Source organism: Jeotgalibacillus sp. 10bf12, from assembly GCF_055597105.1.
In genome coordinates this window covers 2,856,359-2,874,666 of sequence record NZ_CP200276.1, presented here as the reverse complement: position 1 = coordinate 2,874,666, position 18,308 = coordinate 2,856,359, and the positions used below count along the sequence as shown (strand labels likewise).

Sequence of the window (18,308 nt, the reverse complement as noted above, 5' to 3'; positions counted from 1 at the left end):
TTAGTTCAAGTATAGCTGGGGGTTTTTGTGTGAAAAAGAAATGGATAATGATATTGACTGGCGTACTCCTGATAAGTATTCTTCTAACCGTGTTTCTGATAAACAGGCCAAAAGAGATAGATAATGATATGTTATTTAGCGCAATTGCTGAAGGCGATCTTGCGTCAGTCTCAGCCATGATAGGACAGGGACAAGACGTAAATGTAATGAATGAAGAAGGGATGAGTGCATTTCAGTCAGCAGTTATTTATGTGCAGCCTGAAATCGCAAGCCTCTTACTTGCAGAAGGAGCCAATCTTTCAGATGGTGATGCATGGCTGGCTGCAGGCGCTATGATAGATCCCACAATTGATGAACATGATGTGAATGCCAGGATACGTGAACTACTACAAATTATTCATAATCAAGATGCCGATTTAGTCCATGAAGTAAATGATCAGGAAGAGACGCTCTTATTTGAAGCACTGAGAATGCAGGACAGTGAACTTTTTAATTGGCTGACCGAAAAGAAAGTTGATTCTGGTGCAATTAACTCATCCGGAGATACACTTTATCATACAGCTGCCAGATTTCCATTTAATTCAGTATCATTTATCGTTGAATCTATCACTTATTCAGGTGGTAAAGTAAATGGCAACAGTGATACCCCGATGATGATTGCTGTTAAGGCGAATCAACCTGACTGGATCAGAGAGTTTGCAAAAACTGATGACATTAACTGGCAGAATGAAAATGGTTGGACACCATTGATGTTTGCAGTGGATTATGGTTTTGTTGAGTCTGCAGAGATGCTGATACAATTAGGTGCTGATATTCAGAGTGAAAATAGCAGCGGTGAAACAGCTGAAGATATAGCGGGAAAGTATTATAATAGAGGTATCATTTCACTTTTATCACAAAATTAAAAAGCAGCGAGAGCTGAACTTAACCCGTTCTGTTGAGAGGTACTCACAACAAAAATAACAGTCTAAAAAGCAGATATATTAGCACAACATTAAAGTTACTTTTAAAAGATAATTGTATAACTTTTAACCTTTAAAAAAACACAAGTTCACTCATTGAATTTGTTGGGCTTTTAAAGGTTTTTTCATTGAAAAAAACTCCGTTTTGTCTGTATTTAAAAATTAGAAAGTGGATAATGTTAAAATGTTAAATTAAACCATATATTATAATGCTATTTTTCATTAAAACGGATCTTATATCAAATTAGTGAAACTTACCACTCACTAAGAACGTATCACTCTTGAAAAGAATTTTGAGTTTCAAACAACCTTTATTCAAAAAGAATTAACGATAAGATCAAAGTTTTATAAATGAATTTAAATGGGAGGTATTTACTAATAATGAATGTTGCTAAATTAAAAGAATTATACATATTAGAATATAGATTTTATAAAGAATATTATAGTAAAAATATTCTCATCGTAATTATTGTAGGGATATTAACCGCTTTCGCTTTGTTTTTCTCCTCATTTTACTTTGAAGATTTTATCATCCAACAAACTAATGGTATTGCAGAACAAATGTTAAATGAAGACAATGATAACCCTACAAATGTACAAACTTTTTTTTCGATACTATTAAATAATTTGTTTGTTGGAGGAATCATCATTTTATGCGGACTCATTCCCATATATGGGCTTCCATTTATTTATGGTTTACTTTCTTTTGCCGCTGTAGGAATAATTGCTGGTTATGGGATGATTATGAAATACAATGTTATACAAACGATGTTTATAGCTTTTATACCCCACGCAGTAATTGAAATAATGCCTATTCTTTATAGTGTAGCAGTCAGTATGTACATTAATAAAAATATGGTAAAAATAGTATTTTTGAAGAAGAGGAAATCTGAAAAGGTTACTAAATTGTTAAGCCAGGGGCTTACGAGTTACATAATGATTATCATTCCTTTGTTTATACTCGCTGCTTTAGTTGAAGCGTTCATCACTTCTTTTCTTGTGGGAATTTTTTTATAACTATACTAGCAAAACCTATCATTTAGCCTTTTAGTTGAATAAATTTCATTAGTTCATTCTTCAATCCTTTATGATATAAATTGAGAAATTACATACTTTACAAACAGTAATTTACACCACTTTCAACATCGTAATTCACACATAAATTCCAATAAAAAACACATATTACAGTTATAAATGTAATATGTGTTAATGCAGTATACTAATCTTTTACTTTTAACCTCTAAAAACGTGTGAATTCCCTGTATAACAGCATTCAAAAACCGCTAATTTGTGTGTGAATTAGCGGTTTATTTAGGGTTTTAATTCGCAAAAAGGACCTCTCAACGGAACGGGTTAGAGCTGAACTCCGCTGCTTTTTCTATTTGTTGCGACTGACTTTTCTGTATGTGTCTTCAATTACGTCCAGTTTTTCAACTGCCGGTAAAGCCTGAAGTTTATCGAGGAACAGTCTCTGGTTATTTCGAATGTATAAGCGTGACTTCTCATACTCGTTTGCATTTTCTTCAAATGCAGTGAAAATAATATCATTTTCTCCTTCGGCAGTGTCACCACGGAAGCTGTTGAATTCAAGTGATCCCCGGCTGAATACGCCTCCATCAATATATACATAGGATCCAACCGAATAAATTTCTGCATTTTGATCGGTATATAAAAATGCATTTAGCTGATTTGGGAACTCTGTAAAATCAGCGGGGTTGTTAAATGAGTTGAGCAATGCAATATCAAGCTGTCCTCTGCTCATGAGAATCAGCTCGCCACCACCTGCAGGACGTTCAATGTTTGCATTGAAAACGGTAGTACTTCCTAAAGCATAAATAACAGAATCCATCGAAAGGTCACCGCGCAGGATAACATCCCCGAACACAATGATGTTACTACTAATATCCGCTGATTCTCCAGCAGCACTCTCGAGTATAAGATCTCCCGTGACAACCAGCCACTTGTCAGAATCCAGAGTCAATGTATCAGTGTTAAGATATGCATCAGATATATACAGGTGATTTCGATCAGGCTGTATAGAAGTAATCACATTTTCTTCATGCAATACAGTATCTGCTGAAAGTACACGCTCATAAGATGCTGTATCAGCGTAGCCCCTTGCTGTGAGTAATGAAGCCCCATCTGCAATTGCCTGAGTATCAGCATCTTCGAAGGATGGATCCAGCATCTTCATTTTAGAGGTTACGGTGGGCAGAAGACGGATATCAATATACTCGGCTGCATCCCCCTGAACAGGGGCCTGGTAACTGAAAGAGTCAGAAATTAAATCCTCTATTGAGCGCCGCTGCCAGTGAATGGACTTTGAAAAAGCGCCACCGGCAACCTCAAAACATCCCGGGGCCACACTATGGTCACAGCTGCTGGCTACACCAGTTTCTTCAATCACAAGTCTTGATCGCTCTGACACGGTAGGGAAGTCATTTTTTACTGTATTAAGATTGCTTTGGTAAATGTACTTTGCTTCATTTGATATATTCAGCTGATTATTTGCATAAATGTCTCCATCAATATACATGCCGCCGTGCAAACTTAATTCGTCTCTGGCTCCTGCAGCATATTTTAAGAAGCTTGGCATTGCTGTAATGTAGACCAGCTTTGCATAATCATCATGATAACCATTGCTTCTTATCTCATATACTCTCGTATAATCATGATCCAGTTCTATATCATATTCTGCTGAGAGGTCCGTAATAACAATGTTCAAATCCTCAGACCTGAGAGCAGTAATCACTTGGTCGAGTTCCCCCTGGTATAGTGATCCCGGAGAAGAAAATTTGTTATTATGTATCTGATTTTTTAAAATCGCGGTTCCTTGTTCGATCGCCCTGATTGCATCTGAATCTTCTACGATTGTATTTTCCCTGAGTTCAGTCCGCTGAGCACCGCCGATGGTCACTGTCAGCAAAACAGCTCCAAGGGTGGTAAATACTAATACGATTAGCATGACTGTCAGCAATGTATATCCTGATTCATTTTTCAAGTTCTTCACTCCTTAGTACCCGAAATCTGAGGTTAATTGAATGGGATTCATTTCTTCGGCCACGCGTGAATTTGCAGGAAGTATTGAAAGGTTCAGCTGAATCACTCCGGTCGGAAGCCCATCAGTGCAGCCGGCAGGACATTTCATACTGATACTGCTTTCTGCCTGCTGTAAAACAATCGACTCTCCCGTCAATATCAGGTCAGGAGACTCACCTACAGACAAGTTGGACATCGCTTTTTCTTCTGCAGTGATCGTATCAAAAACAATTCTGCTCTCTTCAAAATAAATGTATGTCTCATCAGAAGTATCCGGTTGCTCAATCAGATAACTTTCAACTTTTTTATCAGAAAACCTTGTTAAAACGACTCCTGACCTGTTTTCTTCTTCAAAAGGTCTGACAAAATCGGGCTTTTGCGTATAAAGTTCATTCATAACCATCGTTGCAATATAATCTGTTTCATCCCGTGCCTGTCCGAGGGAAGAGGTTTTTTCATAAAGTGAAAGCCCTGAAATAAAAACGCCATATATAGAGGCACTGAAAATTGCAGCAACCGTTACGCCAGCCAGCACTTCAATGAGCGTCATTCCGTTTTCATTCAATTTAATCACGGCGAAGCACCCCTCTGACTGTTGATTCATCACTTCTTTTGCGTTCCCACATCACTGTAGCTTCAATTTGTATCATTTCACTTTTAAGTGCATCCGTCTGCTCAACAGTGTCTGCCAGATAAAAGGATAGCTCTACTTCAGCAGTATAGAACTGATTATTAATGACCGGTTCAAAAACCGCTTGACATACAGCGGCATTTTCAAAAAGGGTTCTTCCTGAGACAGTCGCCGTACAATCGTCGGACGTTATCATCCTTTCACTTCCGGCAATACTTAAATAATCATGAAATAGTATAAAGTCCTGACTTTCTATATAAGTTACAGCATTTCGTGCTACATTACTGCCGACTGTCTGATCCTGATTTGCAAAAGTATAATTATAGGAATTCAAGAAGAAGGTTAAAAGTGAGAATATAATGATGTTTAGTAATGTAATAGAGGCTAATACCTCAATCAGAGTGAAAGCTTTTATATTTTTAAATATGTCAAAAGACATGCCTTTTCACTTCTTTCAATTTGATTAGTTTTATTATACAATATTGTTTGTATATATCATATGTACTATTTCAGGAGATTAGGAGTGAAGTAATGGCAGCATATATTTTTGCCATCGTTGGAATGCTGATTGTGATTCCAATTTTATCTTTTCTTCCGCTGAATTTCTCTAACAGGGGAACGATCATGATAGCGGGAGTTGCATTCATAGCAGCATTGCTCTTTATTTTGCTTCAAAGCGTGCTCGATATTTGGACAGCGCTGCTTGCAGGGATCGGTATGATTTTAATTAGTTCGATAGTACTGCAAAGAAAAGGTGAATCTTTTATGCTGGAACCTGCTCTAGATGAGGGAGATCCCGCAGATAAAGAATCAGAAATTAAAGAACAGCATGATATAACAGACCACTCTGATGATCATAACATTTTAGAAGACTCCGATATTGTCTTACATAAAGAACCATGGATACAGGAAGAACCTGAGACAGAACCGGAAGAGCTGAATGAGTCATTTCCGGAGGGTGAACCATTAAATAGCACTGAGTCTGCTATAGAGCCGGAAGAATTTAATCATTCCGAAAAATCTGAGCTGAATGAAATGGATGAAATGCTTAATTCGCGGCAGGAAATATTGCTTGGAGAACAAGAAGATATTGCTGTTGCACCTGAAGAACCTATAGAACAGGAACCTGAAAGAACTACTGAGGTCTCTGAAACATTCAATTTAAACGATACAGACCGTTCATGGCTTGAAAGTGCAGCTGCCTATGATCGTGATGAAGCAGCTGACGAAGGTAAAAAAACTGAATCTCCTGAAGAAAATACTGAAGAGCAAAGTGAACTTTTTCTCAGCCGTGATGAAAAGTTGTTTTTTAACAACTTGGCATTGGAAGAGGACGATCAGAATTCTGAACCGTCTGATCAACATTCAGTGGAAGTAGCGGAAATATCAGAAGATCTTTCCTTACAGGAAAACCGTGAAGCAGATGCTGGAGTCATTCAGGTAGTAGAAACTCATACAGAAATAAGTGAAGACACAGCGCATCTGCTAGCGACAGATATAGAGGAGAATCCTGTCATGACGGAAGACCTAGCAACGGATCAACCCGCACCACAATCAGCTGAGGTTGAGACGGATATTGGTTTAAATGAAGCACCTATCGAGTCACAGATTATTGATGAACAGATCTTTCACCTCATCACGTCGGAATTTGAAGCTTATCAACATCCTGATATTTCTATGCTTGAAAACGAAATACGTGAAACGATAAAACTGACAACAGATCCCTCTCAGCAGTATGTACTCTACAGAATATTGATTGAACAACTGATCAAACAGGAGCATATTCCTGAGGTGTTGTCCTTAAGTGAAGAAGTGATATTGAAATTTGATCATGATTTTATAAGAAACGAAATGAATGTGTTGCGAAGTATACTTTAAAGTTAGAAAAATACAAAAAGAATAGGTGTGGAAATGATGAAAAACAGTACAGAACTTATTGGCCTTCCGGTTATTTCAATTACAGATGGGATTGAGATTGGAACAGTTAAATCGATTGTAGTAAATCCTGAAAAGAGATCAGTAGACTTTATTGCAATTGAACATGAAGACTGGCAGACAAGTGTAAGAGCGATCCCATTCAAGAAAATTATTGGGCTCGGAGGATATGCGATTACGGTTGAGAACAGTGGTGCTGTGCTGGACCTGAATGAAATCCCGATTGCTAATCAGCTCCTAAACAGAAAGATATCTGTAGCTGATACAAAAGCAATTACAAAAAAAGGGCAATTCGCCGGTGAAATTACAGAATATTATTTTAACGAAGATACAGGTTCAATTGAAACATTAAACATTAAAGGGCAGGATAAAAATGGATTTATCGATGCTGAATTCGTCATCACATATGGTAAAGACATTATCGTACTTGAGGAAGAAGCTTTAAGTTCAATCAGAGAAGGACTGGAAACATTGATGGAAGAGCCTGCAGAAGAATTTTCAAAAGCGGACCAGCTGAAAGAAAAACAAATGACGATGCTGATTGGGAAGAAATTGAGAAATGATGTGACTGATTACAGCGGTGAAAAAATCCTCCTGGCAGGTGAAGTATTGACTGAGGCTCAAATAGAAATGACGAAGCAAAAAGGGCCTTCTACTTTTGCGAAGCTTGCAACATCTGTTGAATAATGAAAGTTGGTGCGGTTCATGAGTCAGAACGAAGCGTTAAAAATGCTTGCGGCTATGCTGCTTTCTTTTCTGATCATTGCAGGAGCAACTCAGACAGGGCCTGCATTACTTCCTGGAGTAACGGCAAGTGAGGAAGCATTCAGTGAAGGTACAATGATCGGCAGAACGAATGTAGCGGGTCTCTCTAATGAAGAAGCTGAAAGTGCTGTAACAGAAGATGTTTTAAACTGGAAACAGCAATCAGGTCTGGTCGTTACATATGGGGAGCAATCAGCTGTATTACAACCGGAATTAGTTGATTTCTTTCCGGCAGAAGCTGTCAACACAGCTCAGGACGGGGTATCTAATCCAATTCCGTTGAATGTGAATATGAGTGACGTCATTACATTGCTCAGCAAGGATTTCGGTTTGTTGGAGTCAGCTGTGCTGGATCCGGTAAAAGTGCAAAGTGAAATTGAGAACAGAATTTCCTTTTTAGATACAGCTGCTGAAAGTCCTATCGAGCTGTCTTTACTGCTGGCATCCGGTTCGGGTGAAACGTTAATTGCTGAAGCAGCCGGGGACTTCACTGTAACGGCAGGACAGCAGAACTATATTTTTAAAAATGAATCCGTCACACTATTACCTGGTGAATACTATTCTGTACTGAATCTCTCAAATCAGGTGTTGGAATCAATAGAAGATTATGAGGTTACAGATGAAGAGCTTTCTAAAATCGCAACTGTGATTCATTCAGCTGTGCTTGAAACACCTCTGACGATTGCGGAGCGGCACATTAGTACCCGGCTTCCTGTTTTTGCAGCAGCAGGTAAAGAGGCAAGGGTAACATCATCTAATAATAATGACTATAAAATACTGAATGCCACACAATCAGATTTTACCATCAATGCTGAGTCAATTCAGGGAACGCTTTACGTCCGGATTACTGGTCCGGAGCAGCCGTTTACCTATCAGACTGAAATCGGCGGAACAGACATGCTGCCATTCAGAACGATCCGTCAATACAGCGCATTTGTTGCCGATGGAGTGGTTGAGGTGACTGAACCAGGACTGGACGGTCAAATCATTCCTGTTGAACGGATCACACTTGATGTTGATTCCTATGAAATAAACAGAGAATTTTTATATGAAGACTTTTATCCGCCGGTACACCGCGTTGAAGTCAGCAGTCTGGAGACGCCGGAGCAGCTTGCCGAGGACGGACCTGAAGAACAGGCAGACGACCCTGAAAAAGAAGGCGAACAGCGGAATGGTGACAACACTACGTCAAACGATTCAGATGAAAGTACAGAAGAGCGTTCAGATAGAAGTAACCCATCTGACAATTCCTCAGGATCAGAAAATGGCGGGCCTGACGCTGCTCCAGGGAACAGTTCATCAGATCAGAATGGTGATAGCAGTAACGATCAGCCTGCAAGAAAAGAGAATCATCTGAATGACTCAGTGAAACAGGAAACAAAACCAAAGTAACAGACAGGAGGAAGGCTGATGACAGTTCAACCAAAAAAACGTCTCGGGGATATGCTGATTGAAGCAGGTGTGCTTTCACCGGAGCAGCTTGAAAAAGCACTTGCTGATAAGCAGCAGCACTTAAAGCTTGGAGATGCACTTTTAGAAAAAGGTTACATCACGGAGCAGCAGTTAATTGAAGTGCTCGAAGTACAGTTGGGAATTGAGCGGGTCAGCCTCTACAGATATCCTTTTGATACCAATCTGTTTACACTGATCCCAAAAGATGATGCCCAGCGGAAGCTGATTATCCCTTTGAAAAAAGAGGGAGATAAACTTTACGTGGCTATGAATGATCCAATGGACTTTTATACAATTGAAGATTTGAGACTGTCTACCGGCTTTGATATAAGGCCGGTTATTTCTACTAAAGATGATATTATCCGTTCGGTTAATAAATATTACGAAACCGAAGAGGGCTTTGAGGAACTGAAAATCGAAGAAAATAATGATGTGTCTGCTCACGAACTGACAGATATGGAGTCACCGATCATCAGGCTGGTGAATCAGCTTTTATCAGCAGCATCTTCCCAGCGGGCAAGTGATATACATATAGATCCCCAGGAAACAAAAGTGCTTGTCAGAATCCGTGTAGATGGTGTACTTCGGACTGAGCGAATACTGCCAAAGCATATTCAGGCAATGCTGACTGCCCGGATTAAAATACTCGCTAACATTGATATTACTGAACAGCGAATTCCGCAGGACGGACGAATTAAAATTAATGTCGATTATAAACCGATTGATCTCCGGGTATCAACATTGCCAACTGTATACGGTGAAAAGATCGTTTTACGTATACTTGATCTGAGCAGTTCGCTGAACGATATTCAGACGCTCGGCTTCAACCGGCTGAACCTGAAACGTTTTCAATCAATGATTGAAAAACCAACCGGGATCGTTTTGATTACAGGTCCGACAGGTTCAGGGAAATCGTCTACTCTCTATGCAGCGCTAAATAAGCTGAACAGTGAAGATGTGAATATTATTACAGTTGAAGATCCCGTTGAATATCAGCTTGAAGGCATTAATCAGATTCAGGTGAATTCAAATGTCGGCCTTACCTTTGCTAAAGGCCTTCGTGCGATCTTGCGGCAGGATCCCAATATTATTATGGTCGGGGAAATTCGTGACCAGGAAACTGCAGAGGTTGCAATCAGAGCCTCACTGACCGGTCACCTTGTGCTAAGCACGATCCATACGAATGATTCGCTCAGTACAGTGACGAGACTTTTCGACATGGGCGTAGAACCGTTTTTAATTGCCTCTTCACTGAGCGGCGTGGTTGCTCAGCGTCTTGTCAGAAAAGTATGCCGTGACTGTGCTGAAAAACATGATGCATCAGTCAGCGAAAAAGAGATTTTTGCAAAGCGCGGTATTCAGATTGAAACGGTCTATAAAGGCAGAGGCTGTACTTCTTGTAATATGACCGGCTACAAAGGACGTATTGCCATTCATGAAGTACTGATGATAGATGAAGAAATGAGAAATATTATTTTAAATCGTGAATCCTTTGCCAAGCTCAGAGAAGTAGCCATTAAAAATAAAACAATCTTTCTGATTGATGACGGACTGTTAAAAGTAAAGCAAGGGATCACAACGACTGAAGAAATTATGCGCGTGGCAATAGAATAGGAGATGTACAAATGAAAGAGGAGATACATTATTTACTCAAAACCGCTTTTGAACTTGGCGCATCAGATATGCATCTGTCAGTCGGATCTCCGCCGGTTTTAAGAATTGATGGCAGCCTTAAAAGACTTGGTAAGGATAAACTGAACGGTGAGCATACGCAAAAAATGGCAGAAGCAATTTTTCCTGAGGGAAAATGGGAGAGTTTTATGGAACGGGGAGAAATCGACTTTTCATACGGGCTTCCGGGTATTTCGAGGTTCCGGATAAATGTCTATCATCAGCGAAACTGCATGTCACTCGCTATCAGGGTTATCCCAACATCAATCCCGACCTTAAAAAGCCTCAATCTTCCGCCTGTCATTGAAGAAATTGCGCATTACCATCAGGGCCTTGTTCTTGTTACCGGTCCTACAGGAAGTGGGAAATCAACTACACTCGCGTCAATCATTCAGCACATTAATCAGACTGAGAAAAAGCATATTATCACACTTGAAGACCCGATTGAATACCTTCACAGTCACAACGGCTGTATCATTGATCAACGTGAAGTCGGATATGATACTAAGACTTTTGCAAATGGTTTGAGGAGTGCGCTCAGGCAGGATCCCGACATTATTCTTGTTGGGGAAATGAGAGACCTTGAAACAATCCGCACAGCAATTACTGCAGCTGAAACCGGTCACCTTGTATTCGCTACTCTCCATACATCAAGTGCTGCTTCAACCGTAGAAAGAATCATTGATGTATTTCCTCCAGAGCAGCAGCCTCAGATCAGACTGCAGCTTGCGAGTGTTTTGAGAGGTGTGATTTCCCAGCGGCTACTGCCGTTAAAAGACAAAAAAGGCAGGGTTGCTGCTGTGGAGATCATGACTCATAATGCAGCAGTTGGCAACCTGATCCGCACAGAAAAAGTTCACCAGCTGCCATCAGTCATTCAGACTTCAATGGCACAGGGGATGCAGCTGATCCAGACGGCTGTCAGAGAACTGTATGATAAAAATATGATTTCGCAGGAAACGGCGAAACCTTATATGTAAGGGGAATCTGTCATGGCTCGTTTTAAATATGAAGGCAGAACAAAAAGCGGCTTAAAAAAAGGGTTAATTTCTGCAGTTACGAGGAAAGAAGCCATTCAGCAGCTGGCAGCAGACGGTATTCGTGTGACGGACATTGAAGAGCAGCAGGAAACGCTCTTAACAAAAGATATTGCGATTGGCAATCCTGTGAAACTTCAGCATCTTGTGATTTTTGTAAGGCAGTTTTCAACATTACTGAAAGCCGGTGTAACAGTCGTAGATTCAACAGCAGTACTTGCCAAACAGACAGAAAGCAAAGCGTTGAAAAAAGCATTGCAGTCAGTTGAAGCAGATCTGCGGGAAGGGAATACCCTCTCTGATTCCCTTGCGAAATTCAACAGAATATTTGAGCCGTTTTTTATCAATATGCTGAGATCCGGTGAAGCGACCGGTAACCTTGATGAAACACTTGAGCGTTTAGGCGATCACTACGAAAAACAATACAACACCCGTCAGAAAATACGCTCTGCGCTATCGTATCCAATTGTCGTAGCAATCGTTGCTTTCGGAGTAGTTGTGTTTCTGCTTACATCCGTTGTACCGACATTCGTTAACATGTTTGCTGACTTTGGCGGTGAGCTGCCGCTGATCACTCAATTCGTCCTGAATGCCAGTAACTTCATGGTTAAGTGGTGGTTTGTTGTGATCCTGATGGTTGCAGGTGCAGCAGGAGTGATCACAGTGCTGAAAAAACACCCAAAAACCAGATATCAGTTTGATTATTTTATCTTGAAAATTCCGCTTTTTGGAAAGTTAATTCAAAAAGCAGTTTTAGCAAGACTCACCAGAACACTGAGCTCACTTTTTTCAAGCTCAGTGCCAATTCTGCAGGCATTAGCAATATCTGAAACCATTGTAGAAAATGAAGTGATCGCAAAAGTGATCAGAGAATCCAGAGAATCTCTTGAGCGGGGGAATTCCCTGACAGACCCGATGAAAAATCACTGGGCATTTCCTCCCTTAATCTCACAAATGATACAAATTGGTGAACAGACTGGTTCTTTAGATGCTATGCTTGGGAAAGTTGCAGATTTTTATGAAAAAGAAGTTGATCATGCTACAGAGCAGATGAAATCATTGATTGAGCCTCTTATGATCGTATTCCTGGCAGCAATTGTCGGAACAATCGTGACTTCCATCATGGTCCCTATGTTTGAGATATTTAACGATGTTCAGCAATATTAACTTTTAATTAGTTATTTTATACTGTATTTTTTATGCAGGTATGTAGTATGATAGTTTTTGAAGTAATTAAAACATTTATTGGGGGTAAAAACATGTTTACTAAATTAAAATCAATCATTAAAAATGAGCGCGGTCTTACATTGATCGAGCTACTTGCAGTCGTCGTAATCCTTGGTATTATTGCAGCGATTGCAATTCCGGCGATTGGCGGAATTATTGATAATACGCGGAAGGATGCACACGTAGCGAATGCACAGCAGATGATTAGTTCTGCGAAGATAGCAATTGCGGGTGATAACAAGCTTTTACCTGCAACAGGAGCTATCCCGGCTATTACTCTAAAGACTCTTGAAGATAACGGGTACATCGAAACAATGGAGGATCCAGATGGCACAACGTATAATTCTGAAGCCTCTAAAGTGTTTATCTCACGATCAGGTAGTCAATTAAGCTATTCTGTATTTTTAGATGGATCAAAAAGAGATATTGGAACAACAACTACCCCTATTACTGAAAGTAATCTAAATCGTGGTGTGTTTGATACAGCCGCAAGTGAAGATTAAAAAACAAGCCCCCGGGCTTGTTTTTTTACTATCCAAAAGATCTAAATGCGGTATAATTAGATTATACTATATACATATAGGTCTATTGTCACTAACAGCTAATTCCAGCCAGGAAAGGATTATATGAATGATACAGTCTTTACTTAACCGTTCCACTCAATTTGTACATATTGTCTTTTCAGAAGAAGCAATCCGGATGGTGGAGTTGAAATCACTTGAGCCTCTTGATGTTAAGCAGGTGAGATTTTATGAGCTGCCAAAAGGTATTATTGTTAAAGGTAAAATAGAAGACCCTGATACACTTGAAGCCATTTTGGAACAGTGTATGCGTGACTGGAAAATTAACCGGAAAAAAGTTCAGTTCACAGTACCTGACCCTTACGTAATTGTCAGGCAGGTCGAACTGAAAGAAAACTTATCAGAACAGGAAATACACGGGTATTTATATATGGAGCTTGGCAGCAGGATCCAGATTCCGTTTGATGATCCTGTATTCGATTTTGTTAAGTTGCCTGATAGAAATGACAATCAAATTGTGATTTTTGCTTCACCGGTTGACATCGTCAGCAGTTACAGAGACGTGCTCGAAAAAGTTCACCTTGATCCGGTTACAGCTGATATTACTCCGCTTGCTTTATTTAGATATTACGATTACGTCAGTTCTCTCAGTAAAAGTGAGCATTTAATGTTTATTCATATGGAACCTCAGCAGCTGACGATCTCAGTATTTCATGGAGGCTATCCATTATTTATGAGACCGATTGCACTTGATGATATGGCATTTGATGAACTTTTTAGTGAAATAGAAAAAATTATGCGCTTTTATAGGTACTCTGTACTAAAGGATGATGGACAGATCAGCAGATTATATCTGAGTGGGAATCATCCGCAGATCGACACTTTCAAACAGGGCCTGTCTCAAGAAATTTCAGTCACGATAGAGAAGTCAGTTAAAACAAGAGAGATTGAACACATGTTTGATGCAGGCACTGCAGGCTTTGAAGTAGTGATAGGGCTGGCGCTTAAAGAGGGACTGCGATGAATCAGATTTCAATTAACTTATTGCCCAAAAAACAAAAAAAGCAGCGGTTTCAGATGGTCTTCATCATCCCGATTGTTACAGCATTTGTGTTGGCAACTGCAGCAATCTTTGTAATTCACTGGTCTAAAGGTCAGGAGCTTGAAAGAATTGCCTCGCAGCTTGAACAGGCTGAGCAGGAGAAAGTCCTTCTTGAACAGCAGACTTTCAATGATCAGTCAGCGGGAGGGATTGAACGACTGGAAACAGCAATTAATTTTATGGAAAATTATCCAATCCCGACAGTTGATGTTTTAGATCATTTTACTTCTTTACTGCCAGAGAGAGGATTCTTTGAATCATTTCAATATACAGACACAGGCCTGATAACATTGGCTGTTCAGTTTGACACGAGCAGGGAAGCAGCGTTTTATCTTAATCAGCTTGTACAGTCAGAACAGGTTGTGCAGGCATCGCTTCAAAGCATAGTAGCAGAAGAAATTGATTCGCTTGATTCATTGAACGAAGATCTACTGCCGCGATATACAGCGCAGTATACAATTATGCTCGATCAGGATTCAGTAAGGGAGGAGAGTGGCATTGAATAACAGATTAAACAGAACATCGATTCTGACAATGACATTTGGTGCCGCTGCCATTCTGGTTCCTGTTATCCTGTATTTTTCACTGATTTACCCTTTAAACGCAGAAATTAATTTAACAGAACAGCAGCTTCAATCAGAAGAGCAGCTGATCGATGCATTGCTGTCAAATAAACATAGTGAGACTTCTGTTTCGCTTGAGAGCAGCGCTGAGCTCCAAAAACAGATTCCGGTAAAGCCACTCGTTGACCAGCTGATTTTGGAGGTTGAAAAAGCAGAGCTTGTATCAGGGAGTCTTGTCGCTTCAGTAGCGATCACAGAAGCGGAAATCACTTCCTTAACAGAAGTAGAGGAATCACCGGAACAGATGGAAAATCCTTTAGAATCCGGCGCTGATGGAAATGCTGCAAATGAAACATCTGCAGAAAAAGTAGAGGTTGTCACTGAACCGGTACCTGCCGATATTCAGGCGCCAACAGGTCTTTACAAAGTGTTAATGAATCTTTCAGTAACCTCTGACAGTTATTTTGAACTGCAGCAATTCTTAAGTGTGCTGGAAGATTCAAAAAGAATTATGGAAATAGAACAAATCAGCTTTACAGATGACAGTGAAAAGATTTCTGTCAATGATATCTCAGAACCGCTCGTCTATACGCTCGGTGTAGCTGCTTATTATTATCCTGAGCTTGAAGAGCTGATTGGTGAGTTACCGCTGATTGTTGCACCGCCACCGGCAGATAAAAGTAATCCACTTCCACAGTTTCCTGACCTTGAAAGTGGGGATGATGAGTGAAGGAACTCAAAAATGAGCGTGGGTTTACGCTGATTGAAATGCTTGCTGTCATTGTCATCACTGGGATTCTCCTGATGATTGGGACGTTGATGATGCAGACTACAGTATCGATCGCGAAACAGGATGCATTTATTTCTAGCGCATTTACATTCAAAGAAGCAGCCAGAAAATATGCGCTTTTTCACCGTATTGACGAATCACCGGTGGATCGGGTTACATATCAGCAGTTATTAGCTGAAGGTCTGATCGAACAAATGGTTGATCCATTCACTGGTGATCTTTTGACAGCGGAAAATGAAAGCTATGTAACATTTTCTAAAGCTCAGCCTGAAGGAATCTGTCTTTATGCTGAAGCACACAAATTATGCGATAATGATCGTCTTGCAATACCATTCAGTGAAATTTCGCGAGAACGTATTTCCCCGAACTAGACCCTCAAATTTGAAATAAGGAGTCAATCCTCATGTTGGTGTTTCTAACTGTACTAATTTTCATATATGGTACGATATTCGGCTCGTTTTTTAATGTGGTAGGACTGCGTGTGCCTAAAAAACAATCGATTGCTTATCCTGGGTCTGCATGTCCGGAATGTGATCACAGGCTCGGGTGGTATGAATTAATTCCCGTTCTGTCATTTTTTTTATTGAGGGGGAAATGTAAAAACTGCGGGCTCAGTATACCATTTAAATATCCTGCCATTGAATTTTTAACAGGGTTTTTATTTGCATACAGCTTTTTACACTTCGGATTCACAGGAGAGTTAGTTGTGAGCATCATGTTCGTCTCATTATTGATGATTATTACAGTCTCAGATATTGAATATATGCTGATCCCTGACAAAATTTTATTGTTTTTTGGCGTTTTGTTTATTCCATTAAGAGTAATTGAACCGCTGACACCCTGGTGGGACGCGCCACTTGGAGCTGCAGCCGGCTTTACCCTTTTGCTTCTGATCGCAATTGTATCAAGAGGTGGCATGGGAGGTGGCGATATTAAGCTGTACGCAGTGATTGGACTTGTGCTTGGCGTTAAGCTGACGCTGCTGTCATTTTTCATTGCGACGTTTATCGGAACGGCTGCTGGAGTTTATGCAATCTATGTTAAAAAGAAATCCAGAAAAGATCCTGTTCCATTTGGTCCTTCAATCGCAGCCGGCACACTGATTGCTTATTTCTGGGGAGAGAAAATCATCTCCAGCTATACAGGTTTCTTCTTCTGACAGTGAAATTCATGTCGGAATCTCACGTGAACAAGACGACAATTGTCTTGTTCTTTTTTTTATCTCACGTGCTAGTCTCAATATATGAAACAGAGAAGGAGCTGCTTAAATGAAACAGGAACCGGCCTCGAAAAATAAAGACGGAACGATTATTCATTTTCCTTCATTTGATAACAGGAAAAAAACGAAAGGGTTAATCTTATTTCCTGTTTTATCAGGTATTTTATGCGCTGCTGTTTTTGGACTGATTCTGAATATACTGCTGGAAAAACCAGACCAGCAGCCACTGCTTGCTGAACCGCCTGAAGAGACAAGCTTATTTCAATCTGAAGCATTTTCTTTTTGGGTGCTTCAGGCAGGGGCATTCAGCAGTGAAGAAGCAGCCAAAGATTTCATTTCGGGCATGACCCCTGAGGCGCCGCACGTGCTTACGAAGCAGGGTGATATGGTTCTTTTATGGGTCGGGGCTGCAGCAACTGAAGATGTGGCGAAAGCACTGGCAGCCAGACAGTCAGGTGATGTTTATGTCAAGCAGATCAGTGTTAACAGCTTTCAGCTCGATATCACTGAACCGGACAAGGAATGGCTTACAGCAATGATGAATGCCATCAATCAGAAGCTTGCTGCACCTGATACAACATTCAGGCATGCGCCAGGCGACAAATTAGAAAATAGCACCCTGCAGAATTTATATCAGTCAATAAAAAGTGATGAGAGTGAAACAGCTTTTCTTCAGAGTCTGAGTGCCATTTTGCAGCTGGAAGGGGAAGTGCAGGATTAACCGGGATCATTAAATGAAATCCTTAGAATGATAATAGGAAGATATGCTATACTGTTCATGTCTCCCTATTATCATTTTGCTTTGAGGTGAAAAACATGGAAATCATTTTAGCTTCACAATCTCCACGTCGAAAAGAATTAATGTCTTTACTCCCGTACCCTTTCAAAATCCACCCTTCAACATTTGATGAATCCACCATTACAGATCCGGATCCTGAAACAGCCGTTATAAAAATTGCTGAGGGGAAAGCTGCTGAAGTAGCTGCTGAATTTCCTGAATCGATTGTTATTGGCAGTGACACAATTGTTTATCAAAACAAAATACTCGGCAAACCTAAATCAGCTGAGGAAGCAGAAGAGATGCTCCGGAGTTTATCCGGCAGGACCCACACAGTATATACAGGCGTCACACTGATAAAAGGTGAAAAGGTAATTTCATTTGTTGAGAAAACAGATGTAACTTTCTGGCCGCTTTCAGAAAAAGAAATCAGCAGTTATATTTCAACTGATGATCCTTATGATAAAGCAGGAGCTTATGGTATTCAGTCCGGAGGTGCACTCTTTGTCAAAGAGATCAAAGGTGATTATTATGCTGTTGTCGGTCTCCCGGTAGCCCGCCTGAAAAGAGAGCTCCAAAGCTTTCTCAGCTGTTTTCAGCCCTAAGGAGGAAAACA

General features: G+C 40.3%; 19 protein-coding genes. 16 read left to right on the top strand and 3 right to left on the bottom strand.

Annotation, left to right across the window (positions count from 1 at the left end; translation table 11 throughout):
- Positions 1 to 29 precede the first annotated feature (29 nt).
- Positions 30 to 905 (top strand): ankyrin repeat domain-containing protein, encoded by an 876-nt coding sequence (locus DH10bf12_RS15020; RefSeq protein WP_471736057.1) that lies wholly within the window; start codon positions 30 to 32, stop codon positions 903 to 905.
- 438 nt (positions 906 to 1,343) lie between these two features.
- Positions 1,344 to 1,979: a stage II sporulation protein M gene (locus DH10bf12_RS15015; protein ID WP_471736056.1), complete on the top strand. Its 636-nt coding sequence runs from the start codon at positions 1,344 to 1,346 to the stop codon at positions 1,977 to 1,979.
- Between the two features lie 361 nt (positions 1,980 to 2,340).
- Here DH10bf12_RS15015 and DH10bf12_RS15010 read toward each other — a convergent pair whose 3' ends face one another.
- The 3 genes from DH10bf12_RS15010 to DH10bf12_RS15000 are packed head-to-tail and all read right to left on the bottom strand — an operon-like array spanning position 2,341 to position 5,071.
- On the bottom strand, positions 2,341 to 3,963 hold the full coding sequence (locus DH10bf12_RS15010; RefSeq protein ID WP_471736055.1) for a hypothetical protein: 1,623 nt from the start codon (positions 3,961 to 3,963) through the stop codon (positions 2,341 to 2,343).
- A gap of 12 nt (positions 3,964 to 3,975) precedes the next feature.
- Positions 3,976 to 4,575, bottom strand: a complete 600-nt coding sequence (locus tag DH10bf12_RS15005) for a PilW family protein (RefSeq protein WP_471736054.1) — start codon at positions 4,573 to 4,575, stop codon at positions 3,976 to 3,978.
- Positions 4,568 to 5,071 (bottom strand): type IV pilus modification PilV family protein, encoded by a 504-nt coding sequence (locus DH10bf12_RS15000; protein ID WP_471736053.1) that lies wholly within the window; start codon positions 5,069 to 5,071, stop codon positions 4,568 to 4,570. Before DH10bf12_RS15000 ends, DH10bf12_RS15005 begins: the two co-directional genes overlap by 8 nt.
- A gap of 92 nt (positions 5,072 to 5,163) precedes the next feature.
- Between DH10bf12_RS15000 and DH10bf12_RS14995 the strand changes: the two genes are divergently transcribed.
- The 14 genes from DH10bf12_RS14995 (at position 5,164) to DH10bf12_RS14930 (ending at position 18,297) form a co-directional block, all read left to right on the top strand.
- Complete coding sequence (locus DH10bf12_RS14995) at positions 5,164 to 6,510, top strand: phage holin family protein (protein WP_471736052.1); 1,347 nt, start codon at positions 5,164 to 5,166, stop codon at positions 6,508 to 6,510.
- A 36-nt stretch (positions 6,511 to 6,546) separates the two neighbouring features.
- Entirely contained in the window at positions 6,547 to 7,254 is a 708-nt protein-coding gene (locus DH10bf12_RS14990; RefSeq protein WP_471736051.1) for a PRC-barrel domain-containing protein, read from the top strand.
- 18 nt (positions 7,255 to 7,272) lie between these two features.
- Positions 7,273 to 8,724 carry a VanW family protein gene (locus DH10bf12_RS14985; protein WP_471736050.1) on the top strand — a complete coding sequence of 484 codons (1,452 nt, stop codon included), beginning with the start codon at positions 7,273 to 7,275 and terminating at the stop codon, positions 8,722 to 8,724.
- Positions 8,725 to 8,742: 18 nt separating this feature from the next.
- Complete coding sequence (locus DH10bf12_RS14980; protein WP_471736049.1) at positions 8,743 to 10,398, top strand: GspE/PulE family protein; 1,656 nt, start codon at positions 8,743 to 8,745, stop codon at positions 10,396 to 10,398.
- A gap of 11 nt (positions 10,399 to 10,409) precedes the next feature.
- Positions 10,410 to 11,435: a type IV pilus twitching motility protein PilT gene (locus DH10bf12_RS14975; RefSeq protein WP_471736048.1), complete on the top strand. Its 1,026-nt coding sequence runs from the start codon at positions 10,410 to 10,412 to the stop codon at positions 11,433 to 11,435.
- 12 nt (positions 11,436 to 11,447) lie between these two features.
- On the top strand, positions 11,448 to 12,659 hold the full coding sequence (locus DH10bf12_RS14970) for a type II secretion system F family protein (RefSeq protein ID WP_471736047.1): 1,212 nt from the start codon (positions 11,448 to 11,450) through the stop codon (positions 12,657 to 12,659).
- A gap of 92 nt (positions 12,660 to 12,751) precedes the next feature.
- Positions 12,752 to 13,222, top strand: coding sequence for a prepilin-type N-terminal cleavage/methylation domain-containing protein (locus DH10bf12_RS14965; protein ID WP_471736046.1), 471 nt, complete (start codon positions 12,752 to 12,754; stop codon positions 13,220 to 13,222).
- Positions 13,223 to 13,349: 127 nt separating this feature from the next.
- The gene (gene pilM, locus DH10bf12_RS14960) at positions 13,350 to 14,264 is read left to right on the top strand and encodes a type IV pilus biogenesis protein PilM (RefSeq protein ID WP_471736045.1); all 915 of its coding nucleotides are present in this window, start codon (positions 13,350 to 13,352) and stop codon (positions 14,262 to 14,264) included.
- Positions 14,261 to 14,848, top strand: coding sequence for a PilN domain-containing protein (locus DH10bf12_RS14955; RefSeq protein ID WP_471736044.1), 588 nt, complete (start codon positions 14,261 to 14,263; stop codon positions 14,846 to 14,848). Before pilM ends, DH10bf12_RS14955 begins: the two co-directional genes overlap by 4 nt.
- Positions 14,841 to 15,635: a hypothetical protein gene (locus tag DH10bf12_RS14950; protein ID WP_471736043.1), complete on the top strand. Its 795-nt coding sequence runs from the start codon at positions 14,841 to 14,843 to the stop codon at positions 15,633 to 15,635. Before DH10bf12_RS14955 ends, DH10bf12_RS14950 begins: the two co-directional genes overlap by 8 nt.
- On the top strand, positions 15,632 to 16,066 hold the full coding sequence (locus DH10bf12_RS14945; RefSeq protein WP_471736042.1) for a type II secretion system protein: 435 nt from the start codon (positions 15,632 to 15,634) through the stop codon (positions 16,064 to 16,066). The genes DH10bf12_RS14950 and DH10bf12_RS14945 overlap by 4 nt, the downstream gene beginning before the upstream one ends.
- Before the next feature lie 32 nt (positions 16,067 to 16,098).
- Positions 16,099 to 16,854 carry a prepilin peptidase gene (locus tag DH10bf12_RS14940; RefSeq protein ID WP_471736041.1) on the top strand — a complete coding sequence of 252 codons (756 nt, stop codon included), beginning with the start codon at positions 16,099 to 16,101 and terminating at the stop codon, positions 16,852 to 16,854.
- Between the two features lie 109 nt (positions 16,855 to 16,963).
- Positions 16,964 to 17,635 carry an SPOR domain-containing protein gene (locus DH10bf12_RS14935; RefSeq protein WP_471736040.1) on the top strand — a complete coding sequence of 224 codons (672 nt, stop codon included), beginning with the start codon at positions 16,964 to 16,966 and terminating at the stop codon, positions 17,633 to 17,635.
- Positions 17,636 to 17,730: 95 nt separating this feature from the next.
- A complete protein-coding gene (locus DH10bf12_RS14930; RefSeq protein WP_471736039.1) occupies positions 17,731 to 18,297 on the top strand; it encodes a Maf family protein in 567 nt (188 codons plus the stop codon).
- Positions 18,298 to 18,308 lie beyond the last annotated feature (11 nt).

What these genes read in the sequence shown, in the direction of transcription:
- DH10bf12_RS14985 (WP_471736050.1), top strand. Translation starts at nt 7,273, where the DNA reads ATGAGTCAGAACGAAGCGTTAAAAATGCTTGCGGCTATGCTGCTTTCT.
- pilM (WP_471736045.1), top strand. Translation starts at nt 13,350, where the DNA reads ATGATACAGTCTTTACTTAACCGTTCCACTCAATTTGTACATATTGTC.
- DH10bf12_RS14975 (WP_471736048.1), top strand. Translation starts at nt 10,410, where the DNA reads ATGAAAGAGGAGATACATTATTTACTCAAAACCGCTTTTGAACTTGGC.
- DH10bf12_RS14935 (WP_471736040.1), top strand. Translation starts at nt 16,964, where the DNA reads ATGAAACAGGAACCGGCCTCGAAAAATAAAGACGGAACGATTATTCAT.
- DH10bf12_RS14970 (WP_471736047.1), top strand. Translation starts at nt 11,448, where the DNA reads ATGGCTCGTTTTAAATATGAAGGCAGAACAAAAAGCGGCTTAAAAAAA.
- DH10bf12_RS14990 (WP_471736051.1), top strand. Translation starts at nt 6,547, where the DNA reads ATGAAAAACAGTACAGAACTTATTGGCCTTCCGGTTATTTCAATTACA.
- DH10bf12_RS15015 (WP_471736056.1), top strand. Translation starts at nt 1,344, where the DNA reads ATGAATGTTGCTAAATTAAAAGAATTATACATATTAGAATATAGATTT.
- DH10bf12_RS14930 (WP_471736039.1), top strand. Translation starts at nt 17,731, where the DNA reads ATGGAAATCATTTTAGCTTCACAATCTCCACGTCGAAAAGAATTAATG.
- DH10bf12_RS14980 (WP_471736049.1), top strand. Translation starts at nt 8,743, where the DNA reads ATGACAGTTCAACCAAAAAAACGTCTCGGGGATATGCTGATTGAAGCA.
- DH10bf12_RS14955 (WP_471736044.1), top strand. Translation starts at nt 14,261, where the DNA reads ATGAATCAGATTTCAATTAACTTATTGCCCAAAAAACAAAAAAAGCAG.
- DH10bf12_RS14965 (WP_471736046.1), top strand. Translation starts at nt 12,752, where the DNA reads ATGTTTACTAAATTAAAATCAATCATTAAAAATGAGCGCGGTCTTACA.
- DH10bf12_RS15000 (WP_471736053.1), bottom strand. Translation starts at nt 5,071, where the DNA reads ATGTCTTTTGACATATTTAAAAATATAAAAGCTTTCACTCTGATTGAG.
- DH10bf12_RS14940 (WP_471736041.1), top strand. Translation starts at nt 16,099, where the DNA reads ATGTTGGTGTTTCTAACTGTACTAATTTTCATATATGGTACGATATTC.
- DH10bf12_RS14995 (WP_471736052.1), top strand. Translation starts at nt 5,164, where the DNA reads ATGGCAGCATATATTTTTGCCATCGTTGGAATGCTGATTGTGATTCCA.